At 67.1% G+C, this 20,295-nt stretch carries 21 protein-coding genes; 12 read left to right on the plus strand and 9 right to left on the minus strand.

The features are described 5' to 3' along the window. Positions 1-11: 11 nt before the first annotated feature. Positions 12-1,190: an acyl-CoA dehydrogenase family protein gene (locus HHL11_RS08215; RefSeq protein ID WP_169417918.1), complete on the minus strand. Its 1,179-nt coding sequence runs from the start codon at positions 1,188-1,190 to the stop codon at positions 12-14. Between the two features lie 26 nt (positions 1,191-1,216). Next, positions 1,217-1,891 (minus strand): YceH family protein, encoded by a 675-nt coding sequence (locus HHL11_RS08220; protein WP_169417919.1) that lies wholly within the window; start codon positions 1,889-1,891, stop codon positions 1,217-1,219. A gap of 27 nt (positions 1,892-1,918) precedes the next feature. Between HHL11_RS08220 and purN the strand changes: the two genes are divergently transcribed. The 4 genes from purN (at position 1,919) to HHL11_RS08240 (ending at position 5,802) form a co-directional block, all read left to right on the plus strand. Further along, on the plus strand, positions 1,919-2,500 hold the full coding sequence (purN, locus tag HHL11_RS08225; RefSeq protein ID WP_169417920.1) for a phosphoribosylglycinamide formyltransferase: 582 nt from the start codon (positions 1,919-1,921) through the stop codon (positions 2,498-2,500). Further along, positions 2,500-3,768, plus strand: a complete 1,269-nt coding sequence (locus HHL11_RS08230) for an RsmB/NOP family class I SAM-dependent RNA methyltransferase (RefSeq protein WP_169417921.1) — start codon at positions 2,500-2,502, stop codon at positions 3,766-3,768. The genes purN and HHL11_RS08230 overlap by 1 nt, the downstream gene beginning before the upstream one ends. 139 nt (positions 3,769-3,907) lie before the next feature. Then, a complete protein-coding gene (locus HHL11_RS08235; protein ID WP_169417922.1) occupies positions 3,908-5,122 on the plus strand; it encodes a DesA family fatty acid desaturase in 1,215 nt (404 codons plus the stop codon). 71 nt (positions 5,123-5,193) lie between these two features. Further along, positions 5,194-5,802, plus strand: coding sequence for a carbonic anhydrase (locus HHL11_RS08240; protein ID WP_169417923.1), 609 nt, complete (start codon positions 5,194-5,196; stop codon positions 5,800-5,802). 42 nt (positions 5,803-5,844) lie between these two features. Here the strand turns inward: HHL11_RS08240 and rpmG are convergent, their stop codons facing one another. From rpmG to trxB, 3 genes are all read right to left on the minus strand, one after another. Beyond that, positions 5,845-6,015 (minus strand): 50S ribosomal protein L33, encoded by a 171-nt coding sequence (gene rpmG, locus HHL11_RS08245; RefSeq protein ID WP_055899695.1) that lies wholly within the window; start codon positions 6,013-6,015, stop codon positions 5,845-5,847. Between the two features lie 18 nt (positions 6,016-6,033). After that, entirely contained in the window at positions 6,034-6,267 is a 234-nt protein-coding gene (gene rpmB / locus HHL11_RS08250; RefSeq protein WP_169419959.1) for a 50S ribosomal protein L28, read from the minus strand. Between the two features lie 154 nt (positions 6,268-6,421). Beyond that, complete coding sequence (gene trxB, locus HHL11_RS08255) at positions 6,422-7,372, minus strand: thioredoxin-disulfide reductase (protein ID WP_169417924.1); 951 nt, start codon at positions 7,370-7,372, stop codon at positions 6,422-6,424. A gap of 156 nt (positions 7,373-7,528) precedes the next feature. Here trxB and HHL11_RS08260 point away from each other — a divergent pair, with 156 nt between their 5' ends. From HHL11_RS08260 to lolA, 3 genes are all read left to right on the plus strand, one after another. Then, entirely contained in the window at positions 7,529-8,203 is a 675-nt protein-coding gene (locus HHL11_RS08260; protein ID WP_169417925.1) for a Crp/Fnr family transcriptional regulator, read from the plus strand. A 123-nt stretch (positions 8,204-8,326) separates the two neighbouring features. Beyond that, positions 8,327-10,660, plus strand: coding sequence for a DNA translocase FtsK (locus tag HHL11_RS08265; protein ID WP_169417926.1), 2,334 nt, complete (start codon positions 8,327-8,329; stop codon positions 10,658-10,660). Positions 10,661-10,754: 94 nt separating this feature from the next. Then, a complete protein-coding gene (lolA, locus tag HHL11_RS08270; protein ID WP_169417927.1) occupies positions 10,755-11,393 on the plus strand; it encodes an outer membrane lipoprotein periplasmic chaperone LolA in 639 nt (212 codons plus the stop codon). On the opposite strand, the gene HHL11_RS08275 is transcribed toward lolA, so the two are convergent. From HHL11_RS08275 to HHL11_RS08285, 3 genes are all read right to left on the minus strand, one after another. Then, positions 11,390-12,241, minus strand: coding sequence for a GNAT family N-acetyltransferase (locus HHL11_RS08275; RefSeq protein WP_169417928.1), 852 nt, complete (start codon positions 12,239-12,241; stop codon positions 11,390-11,392). The two genes, lolA and HHL11_RS08275, sit on opposite strands and share 4 nt — an antisense overlap. Before the next feature lie 45 nt (positions 12,242-12,286). Continuing rightward, positions 12,287-14,026 (minus strand): hypothetical protein, encoded by a 1,740-nt coding sequence (locus HHL11_RS08280; protein WP_169417929.1) that lies wholly within the window; start codon positions 14,024-14,026, stop codon positions 12,287-12,289. A 206-nt stretch (positions 14,027-14,232) separates the two neighbouring features. After that, on the minus strand, positions 14,233-14,604 hold the full coding sequence (locus HHL11_RS08285; RefSeq protein ID WP_169417930.1) for a hypothetical protein: 372 nt from the start codon (positions 14,602-14,604) through the stop codon (positions 14,233-14,235). Between the two features lie 25 nt (positions 14,605-14,629). On the opposite strand from HHL11_RS08285, the gene HHL11_RS08290 reads away from it, so the two are divergent. The 5 genes from HHL11_RS08290 to HHL11_RS08310 all read left to right on the plus strand — a co-directional run bounded on the left by HHL11_RS08290 (position 14,630) and on the right by HHL11_RS08310 (position 19,688). Next, on the plus strand, positions 14,630-15,943 hold the full coding sequence (locus HHL11_RS08290) for a replication-associated recombination protein A (protein WP_169417931.1): 1,314 nt from the start codon (positions 14,630-14,632) through the stop codon (positions 15,941-15,943). Positions 15,944-16,092: 149 nt separating this feature from the next. Beyond that, positions 16,093-17,022, plus strand: coding sequence for a branched-chain amino acid ABC transporter permease (locus tag HHL11_RS08295; RefSeq protein WP_169417932.1), 930 nt, complete (start codon positions 16,093-16,095; stop codon positions 17,020-17,022). Positions 17,023-17,035: 13 nt separating this feature from the next. Beyond that, entirely contained in the window at positions 17,036-18,184 is a 1,149-nt protein-coding gene (locus HHL11_RS08300) for a branched-chain amino acid ABC transporter permease (RefSeq protein ID WP_169417933.1), read from the plus strand. Next, positions 18,181-18,975 (plus strand): ABC transporter ATP-binding protein, encoded by a 795-nt coding sequence (locus HHL11_RS08305; protein ID WP_169417934.1) that lies wholly within the window; start codon positions 18,181-18,183, stop codon positions 18,973-18,975. The genes HHL11_RS08300 and HHL11_RS08305 overlap by 4 nt, the downstream gene beginning before the upstream one ends. Continuing rightward, a complete protein-coding gene (locus tag HHL11_RS08310; RefSeq protein WP_169417935.1) occupies positions 18,972-19,688 on the plus strand; it encodes an ABC transporter ATP-binding protein in 717 nt (238 codons plus the stop codon). Before HHL11_RS08305 ends, HHL11_RS08310 begins: the two co-directional genes overlap by 4 nt. A 53-nt stretch (positions 19,689-19,741) precedes the next feature. Here the strand turns inward: HHL11_RS08310 and HHL11_RS08315 are convergent, their stop codons facing one another. Continuing rightward, entirely contained in the window at positions 19,742-20,197 is a 456-nt protein-coding gene (locus tag HHL11_RS08315; protein ID WP_169417936.1) for a porin family protein, read from the minus strand. Positions 20,198-20,295: the final 98 nt, after the last annotated feature.

The following is a 20,295-nucleotide window of genomic DNA, read 5'->3' on the forward strand; positions in this document are numbered from 1 at the left end:
TCTGCCTCTCCTCAGCCCAGCACCGTCTGGGCGACGATGTTGCGCTGCACTTCGTTGGAACCGCCGTAGATGGTGGTCTTGCGCATGTTGAAGTAGGTGGCGGCCAGCGGCGCCAGGGCGGCGGCGCCCACGTAGTCGCCCTGGTAACCGGCTTCCATCGCCTCGCGGATGAAGGGGATGGCATAGGGGCCGGCGGCCAGCATCATCAGCTCGGAATAGCGCTGCTGGATCTCGCTGCCCTTGATCTTCAGCAGGCCGGCGATGTCCAGCGGGTTCTTGCCGGATTTCTCGGCGGACAGCACGCGCAGCACCAGCATTTCCAGCGCCACCACGTCCACTTCCAGCTTGGCGATCTCGTCGCGGAAGCGGCGGTCGTCGTACACGCCTTCGCTCCTGGCGATGCGCTTCAGCCGTTCCAGCTCGCGCTTGGCGCGGTTGACGTCGGCGATGTTGGTGCGCTCGTGCGAAAGCAGGTGCTTGGCGTAGGTCCAGCCCTTGTTCTCTTCGCCGATCAGGTTCTCGGCCGGCACTTCGACGTTGTCGAAGAACACCTCGTTCACCTCGTGGCCGCCATCGAGCATGATGATCGGACGCACCGTGATGCCGGGCGTCTTCATGTCGATCAGCAGGAAGGAGATGCCGGTCTGCGGCTTGCCTTCGGTGGAGGTGCGCACCAGGCAGAAGATCCACTCGCCGTACTGGGCCAGCGTGGTCCAGGTCTTCTGGCCGTTGACGATGAACTTGTCGCCCTTGCGCTCGGCGCGCGTCTTCAGCGAAGCCAGGTCGGAGCCCGAGCCCGGCTCGCTGTAGCCCTGGCTCCACCAGACTTCGCCGCTGGCGATGCCGGGGAGGAAGCGCTTCTGCTGCTCGGGCGAGCCGAAGGCCATGATGACCGGGGCCACCATCACCGGGCCGAAGGGCACGATGCGCGGTGCGCCGGCCAGCGCCAGTTCTTCCTCGAACAGGTGCTTCTGCACGGCGCTCCAGCCGGGGCCGCCGAACTGCTTGGGCCAGCCGTAGCCCAGCCAGCCCTTCTTGCCCAGGATCTTCGCCCAGCGCTGCATGTCGTCGCGGGTCAGGTGGAGGGCGTTGTGCACCTTGTGCGCGATGTCCTGCGGCAGGGTCTCGCGCACCCAGGCGCGGATGTCCTCCCGGAATTTCTGTTCTTCAGGGGTGAAGGCAAGGTCCATGGGGTGTCTCCGAATAGCTCGCTGATTTAAGCACGGTCGTTCGTTTTGGCCTGTCCGGGCGGCGACAAACCAAGTTGGGCGCTGAGGTCGGCGAAGGCAGCGCGCAGCTGGGCGACCTCCGCTTCCAGGGCGGCGACGCGTCCGGCCAGGCCGGCGGCGCCCACAGCCGGAGCCGGGCTCTCGTCCACCGCAGCCACTTCCACGGGCCCGCACAGCAGGTGGGCCCAGCGTGTTTCGCGGGCGCCCGGTGCCCGCGGCAGTTGCACCACCAGCGCGCCGCCGCGCTCCTCGGGCCGGTCCTTCATTTCTTCCAGGAAGGCTTCCACGGAGGAGATGTCGGCAAAGCGGTACCAGCGCTCGCTGTGGATGCGCAGCTCGCCAGCCGTCTGGGGACCGCGCAGCATCAGCAGGCCCAGCAGCACGGCGGACTGCTCCGGCACCACCATGGCACGCTGGAAGTTGTGTTCCCATCGATCGGTGCGGCTTCCGCGGGTCGTGAAGGCTAGCGAGCGCCGCTTCAATCCGTCCAGGGCCTCCTGCACCTCCGCGTCACTCAGGTTGGTGACGGGGTCGCGGCTGCTTTTCTGGTTGCAGCCGGCCACCAGCGCGTTGAGCGACATCGGATAGGTGTCCGGCACGGTGCGTGCCTTCTCCATGAGCGTGCCAAGCACGCGGGCTTCGGTAAGAGTCAGTGCTTCCATTCGAGGACTGGGATAATCGCCGCCCACATGAAGAACATCGTGATCCTGATTTCCGGCGGGGGCTCCAATATGGCCGCCATTGTGCGCGCTGCCCAGCGCGACAACTGGCGCGAGCGTTTCGGCGCGCGCGTGGCGGCCGTGGTGAGCAACCGGGCGGATGCCGGCGGCCTGGCTTTCGCCCGCGAGCAGGGCATCGCCACCGAGGTCGTGGACCACAAGGCCTTTCCCAGCCGCGAGGCCTTCGACGAGGCCCTGGCCGCCGCCATCGACAGCCACCAGCCCGCGCTGGTGGTGCTGGCCGGCTTCATGCGCATCCTGACGCCCGGCTTCGTGGCGCGCTACCAGGGGCGCCTGTTGAACATCCATCCCTCGCTGCTGCCTGCCTTCCCCGGCCTGCACACGCACCAGCGCGCCATCGAGGCCGGCTGCAAGTTCCACGGCGCCACCGTGCACCAGGTGACGGCGGAGCTGGACTACGGCCCGATCCTGGAGCAAGCCGTGGTGCCCGTGCTGCCGCACGACACGCCCGAGGCGCTGGCCGCCCGCGTGCTGACGCAGGAACACCAGATCTACCCGCGCGCCGTCGCCGAACTCCTGCCCGCCCTGTAATGCATCCCAAAGCCCTGCTGGAGGCCTGCGCCGACCTGGTCCGCGAAGTCCTCAAACTGGAACACCCGGCCGACGCCGTCGTCTCGCGCTTTTTCCGAGACCATCGCAACCTCGGCCCGCGTGAACGCGCCACCCTGGCCGAAACCGCCTACGGCGTGCTGCGGCGCAAGCTGCTGTACGAATTCCTGGCCCGCTCCGGCAGCGGCCCGCGCGAGCGCCGGCTGGCCATCCTGGGCTTCGCCGGCCCGCGCGAGTTCCTGCTGTCGGCCCTGAACGAGGACGAAAAGGCCTGGCTCAAGGCCTGCGACGCCGTGCCCGCGGCGGAACTGCAGGACCGCCACCGCCACAACCTGCCGGACTGGCTGGTCACGGCGCTGCAGGAGCAGCTGGGCGAGGCGGAGTTCTGGTCGCTGGCCGAAAGCCTGATGCTGCCGGCGCCGCTGGACCTGCGCGTGAACGCGCTCACGGACAAGCGCGAGGACGTGCGGCAGGAGCTGCAGCTGGCCGGCATCCACGCCAAGCTGACGCCGTATTCGCCCTGGGGCCTGCGGGTGGACGGCAAGCCGGCCCTGACCAAGCTGGACGCCTTCGCCCGCGGCGCCATCGAGGTGCAGGACGAGGGTTCGCAACTGCTGGCCCTGATCACCGACGCCCGGCGCGGGCAGATGGTGGTGGATTTCTGCGCCGGAGCCGGCGGCAAGACGCTGGCGCTGGGCGCGGCGATGCGCAGTACCGGCCGGCTCTACGCCTTCGACGTGTCGGCCCACCGGCTGGACGCGCTGAAGCCGCGGCTGGCGCGCAGCAAGCTGTCCAACGTGCACCCGGCGGCCATCGCCCACGAGCGCGACGAGCGGATCAAGCGGCTGGCCGGCAAGATCGACCGGGTGATCGTGGACGCGCCGTGTTCCGGCCTGGGAACCTTGCGCCGGAATCCGGATCTCAAGTGGAGGCAGGATCCGCAAGCCGTGGGCGAATTGACCGCCAAGCAGACGGCCATCCTGGAAAGCGCGGCGCGCCTGCTGAAACCGGGCGGGCGCCTCGTCTACGCCACTTGCAGCGTGCTGCGGGCGGAAAACGAGGGGATCGCCGAGGCTTTCGGCCTGGCTCACCCGCAGTTCCGGCCGGTGCCGGTGCGGGAATTGCTGGAACACGGCAAGGTGGCGGGGGCGGCCAGCCTCTGCAGCGGAGAAGAGGGCCGTTACCTGCGCTTGTGGCCGGACCGGCACGCGACGGACGGTTTCTTCGCGGCCGCATGGGAGCGGGTCTAGGTGGCTCAGCCTGGGAAAAATCCCAGTACGTGGTTTCCGGTCCCAAATAAGTGTTAGCGGATTGAACCCCCACCTTTAGAATCCGTCCAACCGTCTCGCAGCGTTTTGCTGCGCCTACCGAGAAAGAGAACACATTTCCATGTTGCTTCCCGACTGGGCCGTCCTGAACGCGGCGATCGACTGGCTCGCCCACGGTCTTTGGGATCTGTCCTGGTGGCAGATCGTGCTGTACACGCTCGCCACGACCCACATCACGATCGCGGCCGTGACCATCTTCCTGCACCGGACGCAAGCGCACCGGGCGATGGACCTGCACGCCATCCCGTCGCACTTTTTCCGTTTCTGGCTGTGGCTGGGCACGGGCATGGTGACCAAGGAATGGGTCGCCATCCACCGCAAGCACCACGCCAAGTGCGAAACCGTGGATGACCCGCACAGCCCGCAGACCCGCGGCATCGACGCCGTGCTGTGGCGCGGTGCCGAGATGTACCGCGCGGAAGCCAAGAACATGGAAACCATGGCCAAGTTCGGCCACGGCACGCCCAACGACTGGATCGAGCGCAACCTGTACACCCGCTACAGCTGGCAGGGCGTCGGCGTCATGCTGATCCTGAACCTGGCCCTGTTCGGCGCCGTCGGCGCGGCCGTGTGGGCCGTGCAGATGCTGTGGATCCCGATCACCGCCGCCGGCATCATCAACGGCATCGGCCACTACTGGGGCTACCGCAACTTCGAGGCGCCGGACGCCAGCACGAACATTTCGCCCTGGGGCGTCATCATCGGCGGCGAGGAACTGCACAACAACCACCACACGTACCCGACCTCGGCCAAGTTCGCCGTGAAGAAGTACGAGTTCGACATCGGCTGGGTCTACATCAGCCTCATGCGCAAGATCGGCTGGGCCACCGTCAAGAAGGTCCCGCCGAAGCTGGTGCTGGGCGCGATCAAGCCCGTGGCCGACGAGAAGACGCTGGAGGCGGTCATCGCCAACCGCTACGAGGTGATGGCCGGCTACGCCCGCGAAATGAAGCGCGCCTGCAAGGCCGAGATCTCCGCGCTGCAGCAGAAGGGTGGCGACTCCGCGCTGCTGAAGTCGGCCAAGCGCTGGCTGCACCGTGACGACGACAAGGTGCCGGCCGCCGCCCGCCCGCAGCTGGCCCAGGCCCGCGCCGCCCACCCGGTGCTGGACAAGATGGTCACCATGCGCGAAGAGCTGCGCCAGATGTGGATGAACACCAGCCACTCGCGCGAGCAGCTGGCCGTCGACCTGCAGGCCTGGTGCCGCCGCGCCGAGGAAAGCGGGATCGAGGCCCTGCGCCAGTTCTCGCTGAAGCTGCGCGCCGCGCACGCCTGAGGCAGCTACCTCTTTCCCGCAAAAGGCCCGCGCAAGTGGGCCTTTTTTATGGGGCCGGGCTAGGATGGGACATGACTGCCGCTGCCGCGTCCTGCTCCGCCGACGAGGCTCTGCAGCGCCTGAAAGAGGGCAATGCGCGCTTCATCGCCGGGCAGGCGCGTTTCCCGACGGTGCAAAAAGAGGTGCTGGCCGACCTGGCGAAAGGCCAGCAGCCTTATGCCACCGTTCTGGGCTGCAGCGACAGCCGGGTGCCGCCCGAACTGGTGTTCGACGCATCCTTCGGCGAGCTGTTCGTCGTCCGGGTGGCTGGCAATGTGCTGGGGCCCTCGATCCTGGGGACGCTGCAGTACGCCGGCAGCCACCTGAACACGCCCCTCTTCGTGGTGATGGGGCACCAGGGTTGCGGCGCCGTCGAGGCGGCGCTCGCCAGCCGCTACCGCGGCGTTTCCCACGGAGCCCGAATCCAGGTCCTGCTGGAAAACATCCAGCCGGCCCTGGAGGGCCTCGATGGCTCGCAGCCGCCGGAGCTGCTGCTGGAACGGGCGGTGGAGGCGAACGTGCGCCATGCGGTAGAGGCAATCCAGGCCATGCCCGAGGCGGCGGACGCGCGGGAGCGCGGCATGCGGCTCGTCGGGGCCGTGTACCACCTGGAGTCGGGCCGCGTTCGCTTCCTGGAATGAAAAAAGCCCCGCGAGGCGGGGCTTTTCTGCAGGGCGCGAAGCTTATTTCAGCTTCGTTTCCTTGTACTCGACGTGCTTGCGAGCCTTCGGGTCGAACTTCATGATCGACATCTTTTCAGGCATCGTCTTCTTGTTCTTGCTCGTGGTGTAGAAGTGGCCGGTGCCCGCGGTGGACTCCAGCTTGATCTTTTCGCGACCGCCTTTGCTAGCCATGGTGCTGCTCCTTCGGTATTAAGCCTGGCCGCGGGCGCGCATGTCTGCGAGCACGGCTTCGATGCCATTCTTGTCGATCAGGCGCACCGCAGCGTTGGAAACGCGCAGGCGGACAAAGCGGTTCTCGCTCTCGACCCAGAAACGGCGGTATTGCAGGTTCGGCAGGAACCGGCGCTTGGTCTTGTTGTTGGCGTGGGAAACGTTGTTCCCGACCATCGGGCCTTTGCCCGTTACTTCGCACACGCGTGCCATCAGCACTCTCCGATTATCAAACGGCGGAACTGTCGGTGGCCGGCGCGCTTGCGCGCCCACCTCGCTCTCGCCTGACCTCGCCATAAGGGTGGCGGTAGCCCATGAATGCCGGACGCAAATCCGGCAGAGCCCGCGATTATATACCGAGCCCGGATTACTCTTCCTGCTCGAGGAAGCGCTGGGAATCCAGGGCCGCCATGCAGCCCGTGCCGGCGCTGGTGATGGCCTGGCGGTACACGTGGTCCTGCACGTCGCCGGCGGCGAACACGCCCGGGACGCTGGTCATGGTGGCGAAGCCGTTGAGGCCGCCCTTGGTGATGATGTAGCCGTCCTTCATCTCCAGCTGGCCCTGGAAGATGTCGGTGTTGGGCTTGTGGCCGATGGCGATGAAGCAGCCCTGGAGCGTCACGTCCTCGGTCGCGCCGGTCTTGGTGTCCTTCAGGCGCACGCCGGTGACGCCGCTCTGGTCGCCCAGCACTTCGTCCAGGGTCTTGAACAGCTTCAGTTCGATCTTGCCTTGCTGGACTTTCTCCATCAGCTTGTCCACCAGGATCGGCTCCGCGCGGAACTTGTCGCGGCGGTGCACCAGGTAGACCTTCTTCGCGATGTTGGAGAGGTACAGCGCTTCTTCGACCGCGGTGTTGCCGCCGCCGATGACGCAGGTGACCTGGTCGCGGTAGAAGAAGCCGTCGCAGGTGGCGCAGGCGCTGACGCCGCGGCCGGAGAACTCCGATTCGGACGGCAGGCCCAGGTATTGCGCCGACGCGCCGGTGGCGATGATCAGGGCGTCACCAGTGTAGGTGCCGCTGTCGCCGGTGAGCGTGAAGGGCCGCTTGGACAGGTCGACCTTGTTGACGTGGTCGAACACGATCTCGGTCTTGAAGCGCTCGGCGTGCTCCAGGAAGCGTTGCATGAGCTCCGGGCCCTGCACGCCATGGACGTCGGCGGGCCAGTTGTCGACCTCCGTCGTCGTCATAAGTTGCCCCCCTTGGGCCAAACCCGTGATAAGAAGCGGCTTGAGGTTGGCGCGCGCGGCGTAGACGGCTGCGGTATAGCCGGCAGGGCCGGAACCGAGGATCAGGACTTTGGCGTGTTTGTTGCTCATGGTAGAAACCTGTGTGGTATACGCCACAGGTCAGTGTACATTTCGGGCCGAGTCGAGAAGTATCAACGCTGGCTGCGCGCCGGCCGCTTCATCGATTGCTATGCGGTCGATTGTAAGAACCCATGGCCTCAGGCCGGTGCAGGAGGGATTTGAAACATGTCGATGCTGTCCAACCTGGAGCTGATTCGCCGGGTACCCTTGTTTGCCCTGCTGACGGCGTCCCAGGCGGAGGGCGTGGCGGACGCGGTGGTCAAGCGCCGCTTCAAGCGCGGGGAGACCATCGTGGAGCAGGGCGAGAAGTCCAACACGCTCTACATCATCCTCACCGGCCGGGTGCGGGTGGTGACGTCCGACAAGCGCGGCCGCGAAGTGATCCTCGCGACGCTCAACCCCGGTGACTACATCGGCGAGATGAGCCTTATCGACAACGAGCCGCATTCGGCCACCTGCCGCGCCGAGGTGCAGACCGACATGCTGACGCTGGGCCGCGCCGAATTCGCGCGCTGCCTGCCGGAAAACAGCTCCATGTCGTACGCGATCATGAAGGGCCTGGTGCAGCGCCTGCGTCAGGCGGACCGCAAGATCGAGTCGCTGGCGCTGATGGACGTGTACGGGCGGGTGGCGCGCGCGCTGCTCGAATTCGCGCAGCCGGACCGCGAAGGCCAGATGTTGATCCGCGAGCGCATCTCGCGCCAGGACATCGCCAAGATGGTCGGCGCCTCGCGCGAAATGGTCAGCCGGGTGATGAAGGACCTGGAAGACCGCGGCTTCATCGAGACGCGCGAAGACGGTTCGATGATCGTCAAGGACCGGCTGACGACGCTGGGTTGAGCCGCGTAGCCATGTTGTTGCGGCCCTGGGCCGCAATCCATGGCAACGTACCAACACTTTTCCGCCTGCGCATGGATTGCGGGTCAAGCCCGCAATGACAAAGCAGTAAGCTTTCACTCGCGCATGACTTTCTCCCTGAACACCCTGAACGAGGGCGCGCCTGGAGCCGGCGCCCCGCGCACCGGCCTGGCCCGCTTCACCCACGAGACCGCGCTGCTGCTGGGCGCGGTCGCCCTCGTGTTCTGGCTGCTGGCGCTGGTGACCTATTCGGGCCAGGACCCGGCCTTTTCCACCTCCGGCGGCCACGGGCCGGTCAGCAACATGGGCGGCCGCCTGGGCGCGGCCCTGGCGGACGGCAGCTACTTCCTGCTTGGCTACTCGGTCTGGTGGTGCCTGGCCGCGGGCCTGCGCGCCTGGCTCGGCTCGTTGGCGCGCTGGATGCGCGGCGGCGTGGTGACCCCGCCGGCCCACCCCTGGCTGCATGGTCGCTGGAGCTTCTGGATCGCGCTGGTGGTGCTGCTGGTGGCCAGCAGCGGGCTGGAGTGGTCGCGCCTGTACCGGCTGGAAGGCCACCTGCCGGACCACGCCGGCGGCGCCCTCGGCTTCCTGGTCGGGCCGGCGGCCGTACAGTGGTTCGGCTTTGCCGGCTCCGGCCTGCTGTTCGTGGCGCTGCTGGTGCTTTCCGGCGGGCTCGTGTTCGGTTTCTCCTGGAGCCAGGTCGCGGAGCGCATCGGCGCCCGCGTCGATGCCTTCGTCGAAAGCCGGCGCAGCAAGCGCGAGATCGCCGAGGACGTGGCCGTGGGCCAGCGCGCGGCGAAGGAGCGCGAGGTCACGGTGAAGGAGGAGCGCGTCGTCATCGAGGAGCACCATCCGGTGCCGGTGCTGATCGAGCCGGTGGTGGTGGAAGTGCCCAGGAGCGAACGCATCGCCAAGGAGCGCCAGAAGCCCCTGTTTGCCGAGATGCCGGACAGCAAGCTGCCGCAGGTGGACCTGCTCGATGGCGCCAGCGCCCGCCAGGAGTCGGTGTCGCCGGACACCCTGGAGATGACCTCGCGCCTGATCGAGAAGAAGCTGAAGGACTTCGGCGTCGAGGTGCGGGTGGTGGCGGCAGCGCCCGGCCCGGTCATCACGCGCTATGAGATCGAGCCGGCCACGGGCGTGAAGGGCTCGCAGATCGTCAACCTGGCCAAGGACCTGGCGCGTTCGCTGTCGCTGGTGTCGATCCGCGTGATCGAGACCATCCCCGGCAAGAACTTCATGGCGCTGGAACTGCCCAACGCCAAGCGGCAGTCGATCAAGCTGTCGGAGATCCTGGGCTCGCAGGCGTACAACGAGGCCCGCTCGCAGCTCACGCTGGGCCTGGGCAAGGACATCGTCGGCAACCCGGTGGTGGCGGACCTGGCCAAGATGCCGCACGTGCTGGTGGCCGGCACCACCGGCTCCGGCAAGTCGGTGGGCATCAACTCGATGATCCTGTCGCTGCTGTACAAGGCCGAAGCACGCGACGTGCGCCTGCTGATGATCGACCCCAAGATGCTGGAGATGTCGGTCTACGAAGGCATCCCGCACCTGCTGTGCCCGGTGGTGACGGACATGAGGCAGGCCGGCAACGGCCTGACCTGGTGCGTGGCCGAAATGGAGCGCCGCTACAAGCTGATGTCCAAGCTGGGCGTGCGCAACCTCGCGGGCTACAACACCAAGATCGATGACGCCAAGGCGAAGGAACAGTTCATCTACAACCCCTTCAGCCTGACGCCGGACAGCCCCGAGCCGCTGGAGCGCCTGCCCTACATCGTGGTGGTGATCGACGAACTCGCCGACCTGATGATGGTGGTGGGCAAGAAGATCGAGGAACTGATCGCGCGCCTGGCGCAGAAGGCGCGGGCGGCCGGCATCCACCTGATCCTGGCGACGCAGCGGCCGTCGGTGGACGTGATCACCGGCCTGATCAAGGCCAACATCCCGACCCGCATCTCGTTCCAGGTCTCCAGCAAGATCGACAGCCGCACCATCCTCGACCAGATGGGCGCCGAGGCTTTGCTGGGCATGGGCGACCAGTTGTACATGGCCAGCGGCACCGGCCTGCCGATCCGCGTGCACGGCGCCTTCGTGAGCGACGACGAAGTGCACCGCGTGGTGGCCTACCTGAAGGAGCAGGGCGGCGAGCCGAACTACATCGAAGGCGTGCTGGAAGGCGGCACCGTCGACGGGGATGACGGCGCTGTCGGCGGCGGTGCCGGTGGTGAAGGCGGCGGAGAGGCCGACCCGATGTACGACAAAGCCGTCGAAATCGTGCTCAAGAACCAGAAAGCCAGTATTTCGCTGGTGCAAAGGCATCTCTCCATCGGCTACAACAAGGCGGCCAACCTGCTGGAATCGATGGAGAAAGCAGGCCTGGTGAGCCCGATGAACGCGCGCGGGCAGCGTGAGATCCTGGTGCCCGGCCGGGCTGAATAACGGTTCGTAACGAACTTCGGACTGCAGGGGCCACCCAACAGACAATGTCATCAAGGGCGGCGCCAGGCCGCCATGACGAACGAACGGGAGCCCCATGAGAAAGATCCTCTTTGCCGCGCTGCTGGCCGGCGCTGCGCTGGCCGCCCAGGCCGGACCCATCGAAAGCCTCGAGAACTTCATCCGCACCGCGAAGACCGGGCATGCCGACTTCACGCAGGTCGTGACCGCGCCGCCCAGGAACGGCCAGCCGGGCAAGACCAAGACCTCCAGCGGCACCTTCGACTTCGAGCGGCCGAACCGCTTCCGCTTCGTCTACCAGAAGCCCTTCCAGCAGATCATCGTGGCCGACGGCCAGACGCTGTGGCTGCACGACCAGGACCTGAACCAGGTGACGCAGCGCAAGCAGGCCAAGGTGTTGGGCAGCACGCCGGCGGCGCTGATCGCCGCGGCGCCGGACCTCGAGTCCTTGAAGCGTGACTTCGACCTGCAGCCATTGCCGGACAAGGACGGCATGCAGTGGGTGCAGGCCACGCCGAAGGGCAAGGAAGGCCAGCTCGCCAGCATGAAGGTGGGCTTCCGCGGCGACCAACTGGCCGCGCTCGACATCCAGGACAACTTCGGCCAGCGTTCGCTGCTCACGTTCAACAACATGCAGGTGAACGGCGGCGTCAGCGCTGATGCCTTCCGCTTCCAGCCGCCCAAGGGCGCGGACGTGGTGCAGGCGCCGAATTAACCGAGTTCAAATGTCGTGATGCCGTACAGGCGCTGCATCGGCACGCCCGGCGCGGCGTTGCCGGTGTACATGCGCGCCGTCTCGAAGACCGCGTGCATGCCGTGCCGCTGCGCCAACGCCGCGGCGGCCGCGTTCGGCTCCGGCAGGTCCAGGTAAACCGCTTCGCTGGGGCTGGCGTGGCCGGCCAGCCCGCAGAACAGCGCTTCCGCTTCGGCTTCGCCGTCGGCCTCCAGCGGGCCGATCTTCCAGCCCTGGCGGCAGCGCCGGATCAAGCCCCAGCCGCGCAGGCGGCCGTCCTGCACGTAGCCGTAACCCGCGGCGTGCGGCTGCTCGTCCCATAGGCGCAGGAATTCGGTGCGGTCGGCCGGGAAGAAGGGCCGGTCATAGGAGAGCACGGTGTCGAAGGGCAGCATGCCCAGCGGCACCAGGTGCGGGTCACCGGCCCCCTGGCCCAGCCCCGCGCCTTCGTGCCGGACGTTGCGCCAAGCGAGCTGGAAGCCGGACTTGCGGTAGTTGTCCTGCTGCGCGACCACGCCATCGAGCCCCACCTGCCGGCCGGTGGCCGAGGCCATGCCGTGCTGCCACAGGGCCCAACCGAGGCCGTGGCCGCGGTGTTCCGGCAGCACGATGTAGAGGCCGAGGAAGGCGAAGCCGGCGCCGTACTTCACCACCGAGATGGAGGCGACCGGCTGGCCATCGAGCAGGCCGACGAAGAAGCCGGCGGGATCGGCGGCGTGGAACAGCGAGGCGTCATCGCGCCCCGGATTCCAGCCTTCCCGCGCAGCCCACTCCACCGCGAGCGCGACTTCGTCGCGGGTCATGGTCCGGCAGCGGTAGTCCGCGTCCATGCCGCGATGGTAGGACGCGGGACCGCGCCGGTCCAGAGCCTGCGGCTAGAAGCCGCCGCCGCCGGTGACCGACTTGCAGTTCATCGGGAAGCGGGCGGTGAAGACGGTGGGGGAACCGGCCCCCACCTCGTTCACGTACCCCTTGTCGCCGCTCAGGCCGTCGATGACCACCATCCACTCGCCGGTCCGTGGGTTCTGGACCGACACTTCCACGGGACCGGCCGGGAAACCGGCGATGCTTCCCTGCGCTGCAGTCGTCGTGCTGGAGGGCTGGTCGGCGTAGAAGCTGGTCCACGCGGTGAACACGCCGGCGGCATTGGGTGCGTAGCTCACGGAGACCAAGGTCGGCAGCTCCCGTCGATGCGAGCTGTTGTCGGAACAGTACTCATAGGATTCCACCTTCAACGTGCCCCCGACGATCGGCGCGAGCGTCACGGGCAGCGCCACCGGGCCGCCGCACAGGGAGGAAACGCTCACCTTGCCCACGACCTTTCCACGGTCCAGGGCCGTGAGGGTGGCCGCGATGTTCGGCGCGCGCAGCAGGGTCAGGCTGGAGTCCGTGGCCCGGGTGATGTTGCCGTAGCGCTGGCCGGTGGCGCCGACCAGCACGATCTCCAGCGGGCGATCGTCGGCCGCCGGGCGGCCGGTGATGTTCACGCTCGCCGTGCAGCTGTTCACGTATTGGTCCAGGTTCCACGAGGACAGGTGCTGGGTCTGGAACTGCACGGTGAAGTTGTCGGCGTCGACCGGCGTCTTCTCGGCCACGGTGCCCATCTTCTCGAACACCCACTTGCCATTGGTGTCGTCGTAGCTCCACACGGGGTACTGGCTGCCGACCGTGAGCGGGTGGCCGTTCTCGTCCAGCGTGGACTTCGGCAGGTCGATGCCCACCGTCAGTGGCTGGTCGAACTTCTTGATGGCGTTGCCCTTGCTGTCCGTCACGTTGAACTGGGCGAAGCCCGCCGTGATGAAGCTGCCCTGGTCCGCGGCGCTGCCGTTCAGGACGGCTGCATTGGCGGCCGGCACATCGACCGTGGCTGCGAAGCCGCCGGGGAAGGCCCGCAGTGAATCGCTGTTGGCATTGCCGAAGTAGGTGTTGGAGACGGTCAGCGGGCCGGGAGCGGCGGCAGCGCCGCCGGCGGTCCTGCCGACGGTGCCCGCGGGAATCGCGAGGCTCGACGTCCCGATGGTTTCCGCATTGCCTTCGGCGTTGGTCACCGCCTTCGATGCGGTGGCCAGCACGACCGGCGCGGCGAAGGCGCCGCTGGCGGTGGCCGAACCCGGCGCCACGGCCATCGCGACGGGAAGGTCAGACGCGTTGACGGCGGCGGCCTGGTTCGTATTGACCATCTTGATCTCGACGGCCTGGTCGCCCTTGAGGCCCGCCACGCCGACGATCCGCGTGCCCGTCGCCACCCAACCCTTGGCCCCGGCGTCGGCGAGCTGGATGGAGAAGTCCTGCGCGCCGGCCGTGAAGGCTGCATCGACGAAAACGAGGCCGTCCGAGGTCGTGATGGTCTTGCCATTGAGGCCGCTGGAGTCCGCGGCCTTCAGTGTTGCTGCCCCGACGAAGGTCACCTTGATGGAATCGCTGATCGTCTGCCCGGTGACCGAGTCCACCAGGCGGACCACGTACCTCGCGTTCTGCAGCGTCTGCAGCGGAGCCTGGGTGGGGACGGAAATGGTCTCGCCTGCTCCCCCGCCACCTCCGCCGCCGCAACTCACGAGGACCACTCCGGCGCATGCCAGCGCCACCAAACTGAAGCCCGACTTGTATCCGCGCATTTTTCCTTGCCGCCTGTCGTTGATGAGCGGCGGAGTGTCGTGCAGGGATCGTTACAAATTTAAACCCGAACGGAGGTCGGGGGCTTTTTGTATCGGGCGGACGACACGGCGACCCCATCCCCCCAATGGAGGAGTCGCCCAGCGAAAGATGGGCCGTGTTGAGGCGCGCGCGACGTTGCGCCGCCATTTCAGGGGCTTGACGCCGCTCAGATCTCGCGCGCGATCTGGTCCAGCTGCTTGCGCTCGATGTATTCGTCCATGCGGGACAGCAGCCGCCACCATTCCGAGCCGTCGTCGCGGAAGACGCGGATGGCGCCGGCGCGCACGAGGATCTTGCGCAGTTCGTCGTCCTCGAAGCCGCCCAGGTGCTTGCGCAGGGTGTCGAAGGAGCGGTCGGTATAGCTCTTGTGCGACAGGAAATGGCGCGCCGTCTCCTCCGCCATGAACTCCACCTTGTGCTGTTCCTGCAGCACGCGCAACTGGTTCTGCAACTGCTGGCGATTGAGCAGGTAGCTGATGCCGCCGCCGACGGCAGCGCCGAAGAGGGCCGAGAAGGTGGACCAGAGCGCCGCATCCATGATGGGCGGACTATAAACTCCGAGCATGAGCAAGCCCGCAAGCGCCAGCGCACCGCTGGCCGAAAGGCTGCGCCCCCATTCGCTGGCGGAAGTGATCGGGCAGCAGCACCTGCTGGGCGAGGGCATGCCGCTGCGCATCGCCTTCGAGTCCGGCCAGCCCCACAGCTGCATCCTGTGGGGACCGCCCGGCACCGGCAAGACCACCATCGCGCGCCTGATGGCCAGCGCCTTCGACGCCCAGTTCATCACCATCAGCGCGGTGCTGGGCGGCGTGAAGGACATCCGCGAGGCCGTCGAACAGGCGCAGATCGCGCAGGCGCACGACCGCCGTACCATCGTCTTCGTCGACGAGGTGCACCGCTTCAACAAGAGCCAGCAGGACGCCTTCCTGCCGCACGTGGAGAGCGGCCTCTTCACCTTCATCGGCGCGACCACCGAGAACCCTTCGTTCGAGGTGAACTCCGCGCTGCTGTCCCGCGCCGCGGTCTACGTGCTGCAGCCCTTGTCGGAAGACGACCTGAAGCAGATCGTGCAGCGGGCGCAGGCGATCGACGCCGTGCCGCCCATCGAGGACAAGGCGGTGGAAAGGCTGATCGCCTATGCCGACGGCGATGCCCGCCGCCTCCTGAACACGCTGGAGACGCTGGCCGTCGCGGCCACCAAGGAGAAGCGTTCGGAGATCGACGACGCCTGGCTGCTGCGCGTGCTGGGCGAGCGCATGCGCCGCTACGACAAGGGCGGCGAGCAGTTCTACGACACCATCAGCGCGCTGCACAAGTCCATGCGCGGCTCCGATCCCGACGCCACGCTGTACTGGTTCGTGCGCATGCTCGATGGCGGTGCGGACCCGCGCTACATCGCGCGCCGCATGGTGCGCATGGCGGTGGAAGACGTGGGCCTGGCCGACCCGCGGGCGCTGCGCCTGGCGCTGGACGCCGCGGAGGTGTACGAACGCCTCGGCTCGCCCGAAGGCGAACTGGCGCTGGCCGAATGCCTGGTGTACCTCGCGGTCGCGCCGAAGTCGAACGCCGTCTACACCGCGTACAACGAGGCGAAGGCGCTGGTGCGCCGCGACGGTACGCGGCCGGTGCCGCTGCACCTGCGCAATGCGCCCACGCGCCTGATGAAGGACCTGGGCTATGGCAAGGAGTACCGCTATGCGCACGCCGAGGAGGGCGGTTTCGCCGCCGGCGAAACCTATTTCCCCGAGGGCATGAAGCCGCCCCAGTTCTATCGTCCGGTGGAGCGCGGGCTGGAGATCAAGATCGGCGAAAAGCTGCGTGACCTGCGCGAGCGGAACGCGCAGGTGAGGCCTCCGAAGCCGGGGACAAACCCCTAGAAAAGAGGGGGGGTCCCGTCAGGTTGCCCCAGTAAAATTTCGCTCGAAAACCCGCCCACGGATCCGCTTGGCGGGTTTTTTGCTAGATGGCGAAGGGCCTCAAAAAGGCACTATCGACACGACAAGCGGAATAACGGAGATTCACCCCTATGGACATCCTGCTGCAGCAGATCATCAACGGTCTGGTCCTCGGCAGCATGTACGCCCTGGTTGCCCTCGGGTACACCATGGTTTACGGCATCATCAACCTGATCAACTTCGCCCACGGAGACGTGCTGATGGTGGGCGCGCTCACCAGTTGGGCGATCATCACCAATGCCCAGGAGGCGATGCCCTGGTTGCCCGGCTGGCTGCTGTTGATCATCGCGCTCGTCATCTCCTGCGTCGTGGCGGCGGCCTTGAACTTCACGATCGAGAAGGTCGCCTACCGGCCGCTGCGCAACAGCCCCAAGCTGGCGCCGCTGATCACCGCCATCGGCATGTCGATCCTGCTGCAGACGCTGGCGATGATCATCTTCAAGCCGAACTACAAGCCGTATCCGACGCTGCTGCCCGCGGCGCCCATCCAGATCGGCGGCGCGGTAATCACCCCCACGCAGATCATGATCCTGGTGATGACCGTCGTCTCGCTGGCGGTGCTCACCTACCTGGTGAACTACACGCGCCTCGGGCGCGCCATGCGCGCCACCTCGGAGAACCCGCGGGTCGCCGCGCTCATGGGCGTGAAACCGGACACCGTGATCTCCGCGACCTTCATCATCGGCGCGGTGCTGGCGACGATCGCCGGCGTGATGTATGCCTCCAACTACGGCACCGTGCAGCACACCATGGGCTTCCTGCCCGGGCTGAAGGCCTTCACGGCGGCGGTGTTCGGCGGCATCGGCAACCTGGCCGGCGCGGTGGTCGGCGGCGTGCTGCTCGGGCTGATCGAGGCGATCGGCTCCGGCTACATCGGGTCCGTCACGGGCGGCGTGCTGGGGAGCAACTACTCCGACATCTTCGCCTTCATCGTGCTGATCATCATGCTCACCTTGCGGCCCTCCGGCCTGCTGGGCGAACGCGTGGCGGACCGCGCCTGAGGAGCCGCGCATCATGACGACCAAGTACCGGAACACCGTCCTGACCGTGCTGGCGGCGCTCGCGCTGGCCATCCTGCCGCTGCTGCTGCAGGCGGCCGGCAACTTCTGGGTGCGCATCGCGGACACCGCGCTGCTGTATGTGCTGCTGGCCCTGGGCCTGAACATCGTGGTCGGCTACGCCGGCCTGCTGGACCTGGGCTACGTCGCCTTCTTCGCGATCGGCGCCTACCTGTACGGCCTGCTCGCCTCGCCGCACCTGACCGAAACCTTCGAGTGGATCGGGCAGATGTTCCCCAACGGGCTGCACCTGCACATCCTGTGGATCATCCCGCTGGGGGCGGCGGTCGCGGGCATCTTCGGCATCCTGCTGGGCGCGCCGACGCTGAAGCTGCGCGGCGACTACCTCGCCATCGTGACCCTCGGCTTCGGCGAGATCATCCGCGTGTTCCTGAACAACCTGGACCAGCCGATCAACATCACCAACGGCCCCAAGGGCCTGGGGCAGATCGACGGGGCGCAGCTTCTCAGCTTCAACTTCGGCAAGAAGCTGCCGGTCACCGAGGACTACGACATCAACTCGGTGACGCTGTACTACTACCTGTTCCTCGCGCTGGTGGTGCTGAGCGTGATCATCTGCCACCGGCTGGAGCTGTCCCGCATCGGCCGCGCCTGGATGGCGATCCGCGAAGACGAGATCGCCGCCAAGGCCATGGGCATCAACACCCGCAACATGAAGCTGCTGGCCTTCGGCATGGGTGCCACCTTCGGCGGTGTCTCCGGCACGATGTTCGCGGCCTTCCAGGGTTTCGTCTCGCCCGAGTCCTTCTCGCTGATGGAGTCGGTGATGATCGTCGCCATGGTGGTGCTGGGCGGCATCGGCCACCTGCCGGGCGTGATCCTGGGCGCGGTGCTGCTGTCGGCGCTGCCCGAAGTGCTGCGCTGGGTGTCCGGCGTGATCGACCTGCAGGCGGCCACCGGCGGCCGCCTCGATGCGTCCATCCTGCGCCAGCTGCTGATCGCGCTGGCCATGATCATCGTGATGCTGCTGCGGCCGCGCGGCTTGTGGCCGACACCGGAGCATGGGAAAGCGTTCAAGCGTTCGAACGGCAATGCCAAGGCCGCCGAGCCCGCCCTCACCACCACCGGCCAGGGGGGCGCATGAGCGAAACCGTTCTCCGCGTCGCCGGCATCAGCAAGCGCTTCGGCGGCCTGCAGGCTCTTTCGGACGTGGGCCTCACCATCGAGCGCGGCCAGGTCTACGGCCTGATCGGCCCCAACGGCGCCGGCAAGACCACCTTCTTCAACGTGATCACGGGCCTGTACACGCCCGACAGCGGCACCTTCGAGCTGGCGGGCAAGCCCTACACGCCGAGCGCCGTGCACGAAGTGGCCAAGGCCGGCATCGCCCGCACCTTCCAGAACATCCGCCTGTTCGCGGACATGACGGCGCTGGAAAACGTGATGGTGGGCCGCCACATCCGCACCAGCTCGGGCCTGATGGGCGCGATCTTCCGCACGCGCGGCTTCAAGGAGGAAGAAGCGGCCATCGCGAAGCGCGCACAGGAACTGCTCGATTACGTGGGCATCGGCCGGCTGGCCGACTACAAGGCGCGCACGCTGTCGTATGGCGACCAGCGCCGCCTGGAGATCGCGCGCGCGCTCGCCACCGACCCGCAGCTGATCGCGCTGGACGAACCGGCGGCCGGCATGAACAGCACCGAGAAAGTGGTGCTGCGCGAACTGATCGACCGCATCCGCAAGGACGGCCGCACCATCCTGCTGATCGAACACGACGTGAAGCTGGTGATGGGCCTGTGCGACCGCGTCACGGTGCTCGATTACGGCAAGATGATCGCCGAGGGCTCGCCTTACGACGTGCAGCGCAGCGAGAAGGTGATCGAGGCCTACCTGGGCCCCAGCCACAAGGCGGTCGCCGCCGGAGAGAAGCAATGAGCCAGACGCTGTTGAAAGTGAGCGGCCTGAAGGTCGCCTACGGCGGCATCCAGGCGGTGAAGGGCGTGGATTTCGAGGTGCGCGAAGGCGAGCTGGTGTCGCTGATCGGCTCCAACGGTGCCGGCAAGACCACCACCATGAAGGCCATCACCGGCCTGCTGCCGCTGAGGGACGGGGAGATCTCGTACCTCGGCGAAAGCATCCGGGGCCGCGGCGCCTGGGACCTGGTGAAGAAGGGCCTGGCCATGGTGCCGGAAGGCCGCGGCGTGTTCACCCGCATGACCATCACCGAGAACCTGCAGATGGGCGCGCACATCCGCAAGGACAAGCAGGGCATCGCCGAAGACATGGAGCGTGTCTTCACGACCTTCCCGCGCCTGAAGGAACGCAAGGACCAACTGGCGGGCACCATGTCCGGCGGCGAGCAGCAGATGCTGGCGATGGGCCGCGCGCTCATGAGCCGGCCCAAGGTGCTGTTGCTGGACGAGCCGTCGATGGGCCTGTCGCCCATCATGGTGGACAAGATCTTCGAGGTGGTGGGCGAGGTCCACAAGCAGGGCGTCACGATCCTGCTGGTGGAACAGAACGCCAGCCGCGCGCTGGAGATCGCGAACCGCGGCTACGTGATGGAGTCGGGCCTGATCACCATGAACGGCCAGGCCCAGCAGATGCTCAGCGACCCCAAGGTGCGGGCCGCCTACCTCGGCGAATGACGTCATGCCCGCCCCCGCTTACGCGGGGGCAGGCTCCGGCGGGGATCCAGTTCCTAATACCGCCACTGCAGCCCGAGGCTGGTGGCGCGGACATCGCGGTCGCCGATGGCGGTGCGCATGTCGTAGTTGTCCCAGCCCAGAGTGGCGGAAGTGCGCGGGGAGAAATCCCAGCTCACGCCCACGCCGTAGCTCGTGGCGCTTTCCGAGTAACCGGCGTTGCTGCCCATGACGGACGTGCGGCTGCCCAGGCCGAAGCGGCCGTACACGCCCAGTTCCGTGAACTTGGCGCTGCGGCCCACCAGTTTCACGCCTTGCGGTTGCGATTGCGCTAGACGGCGCTCCATCGGGCTCGGGCCGGTGTAGGCCGCCTCGAGATCGAGGCTCAGGTCCGGCGCCTGCAGGCCGGGGGCGGCTCCCGGCCATCGCAGCATGCCCTGCCCTTGCGCGGCGGCGCTGCCCGCCAGGACCATGCCGAATACCCATCCCCAGGGAGTGCGCTGCAACCACATGGCGGTCTCCTCGTTCTGCTTGGAGCCAATGTGCAGCGAAGGCTCAGCCAGCGCATGTCGGACGAATCTGACATGCGCTGTAGGAGCGGCGGCTCAGC

Origin of the sequence: Ramlibacter agri, from assembly GCF_012927085.1 — a bacterium.
Taxonomy (GTDB): Bacteria; Pseudomonadota; Gammaproteobacteria; order Burkholderiales; family Burkholderiaceae_C; genus Ramlibacter; species Ramlibacter agri.

Coding starts and splice junctions, on each gene's coding strand:
- HHL11_RS08215 (WP_169417918.1), bottom strand. CDS start 1,190: ATGGACCTTGCCTTCACCCCTGAAGAACAGAAATTCCGGGAGGACATC.
- HHL11_RS08220 (WP_169417919.1), bottom strand. CDS start 1,891: ATGGAAGCACTGACTCTTACCGAAGCCCGCGTGCTTGGCACGCTCATG.
- purN (WP_169417920.1), top strand. CDS start 1,919: ATGAAGAACATCGTGATCCTGATTTCCGGCGGGGGCTCCAATATGGCC.
- HHL11_RS08230 (WP_169417921.1), top strand. CDS start 2,500: ATGCATCCCAAAGCCCTGCTGGAGGCCTGCGCCGACCTGGTCCGCGAA.
- HHL11_RS08235 (WP_169417922.1), top strand. CDS start 3,908: ATGTTGCTTCCCGACTGGGCCGTCCTGAACGCGGCGATCGACTGGCTC.
- HHL11_RS08240 (WP_169417923.1), top strand. CDS start 5,194: ATGACTGCCGCTGCCGCGTCCTGCTCCGCCGACGAGGCTCTGCAGCGC.
- rpmG (WP_055899695.1), bottom strand. CDS start 6,015: ATGGCTAGCAAAGGCGGTCGCGAAAAGATCAAGCTGGAGTCCACCGCG.
- rpmB (WP_169419959.1), bottom strand. CDS start 6,267: ATGGCACGCGTGTGCGAAGTAACGGGCAAAGGCCCGATGGTCGGGAAC.
- trxB (WP_169417924.1), bottom strand. CDS start 7,372: ATGAGCAACAAACACGCCAAAGTCCTGATCCTCGGTTCCGGCCCTGCC.
- HHL11_RS08260 (WP_169417925.1), top strand. CDS start 7,529: ATGTCGATGCTGTCCAACCTGGAGCTGATTCGCCGGGTACCCTTGTTT.
- HHL11_RS08265 (WP_169417926.1), top strand. CDS start 8,327: ATGACTTTCTCCCTGAACACCCTGAACGAGGGCGCGCCTGGAGCCGGC.
- lolA (WP_169417927.1), top strand. CDS start 10,755: ATGAGAAAGATCCTCTTTGCCGCGCTGCTGGCCGGCGCTGCGCTGGCC.
- HHL11_RS08275 (WP_169417928.1), bottom strand. CDS start 12,241: ATGGACGCGGACTACCGCTGCCGGACCATGACCCGCGACGAAGTCGCG.
- HHL11_RS08280 (WP_169417929.1), bottom strand. CDS start 14,026: ATGCGCGGATACAAGTCGGGCTTCAGTTTGGTGGCGCTGGCATGCGCC.
- HHL11_RS08285 (WP_169417930.1), bottom strand. CDS start 14,604: ATGGATGCGGCGCTCTGGTCCACCTTCTCGGCCCTCTTCGGCGCTGCC.
- HHL11_RS08290 (WP_169417931.1), top strand. CDS start 14,630: ATGAGCAAGCCCGCAAGCGCCAGCGCACCGCTGGCCGAAAGGCTGCGC.
- HHL11_RS08295 (WP_169417932.1), top strand. CDS start 16,093: ATGGACATCCTGCTGCAGCAGATCATCAACGGTCTGGTCCTCGGCAGC.
- HHL11_RS08300 (WP_169417933.1), top strand. CDS start 17,036: ATGACGACCAAGTACCGGAACACCGTCCTGACCGTGCTGGCGGCGCTC.
- HHL11_RS08305 (WP_169417934.1), top strand. CDS start 18,181: ATGAGCGAAACCGTTCTCCGCGTCGCCGGCATCAGCAAGCGCTTCGGC.
- HHL11_RS08310 (WP_169417935.1), top strand. CDS start 18,972: ATGAGCCAGACGCTGTTGAAAGTGAGCGGCCTGAAGGTCGCCTACGGC.
- HHL11_RS08315 (WP_169417936.1), bottom strand. CDS start 20,197: ATGTGGTTGCAGCGCACTCCCTGGGGATGGGTATTCGGCATGGTCCTG.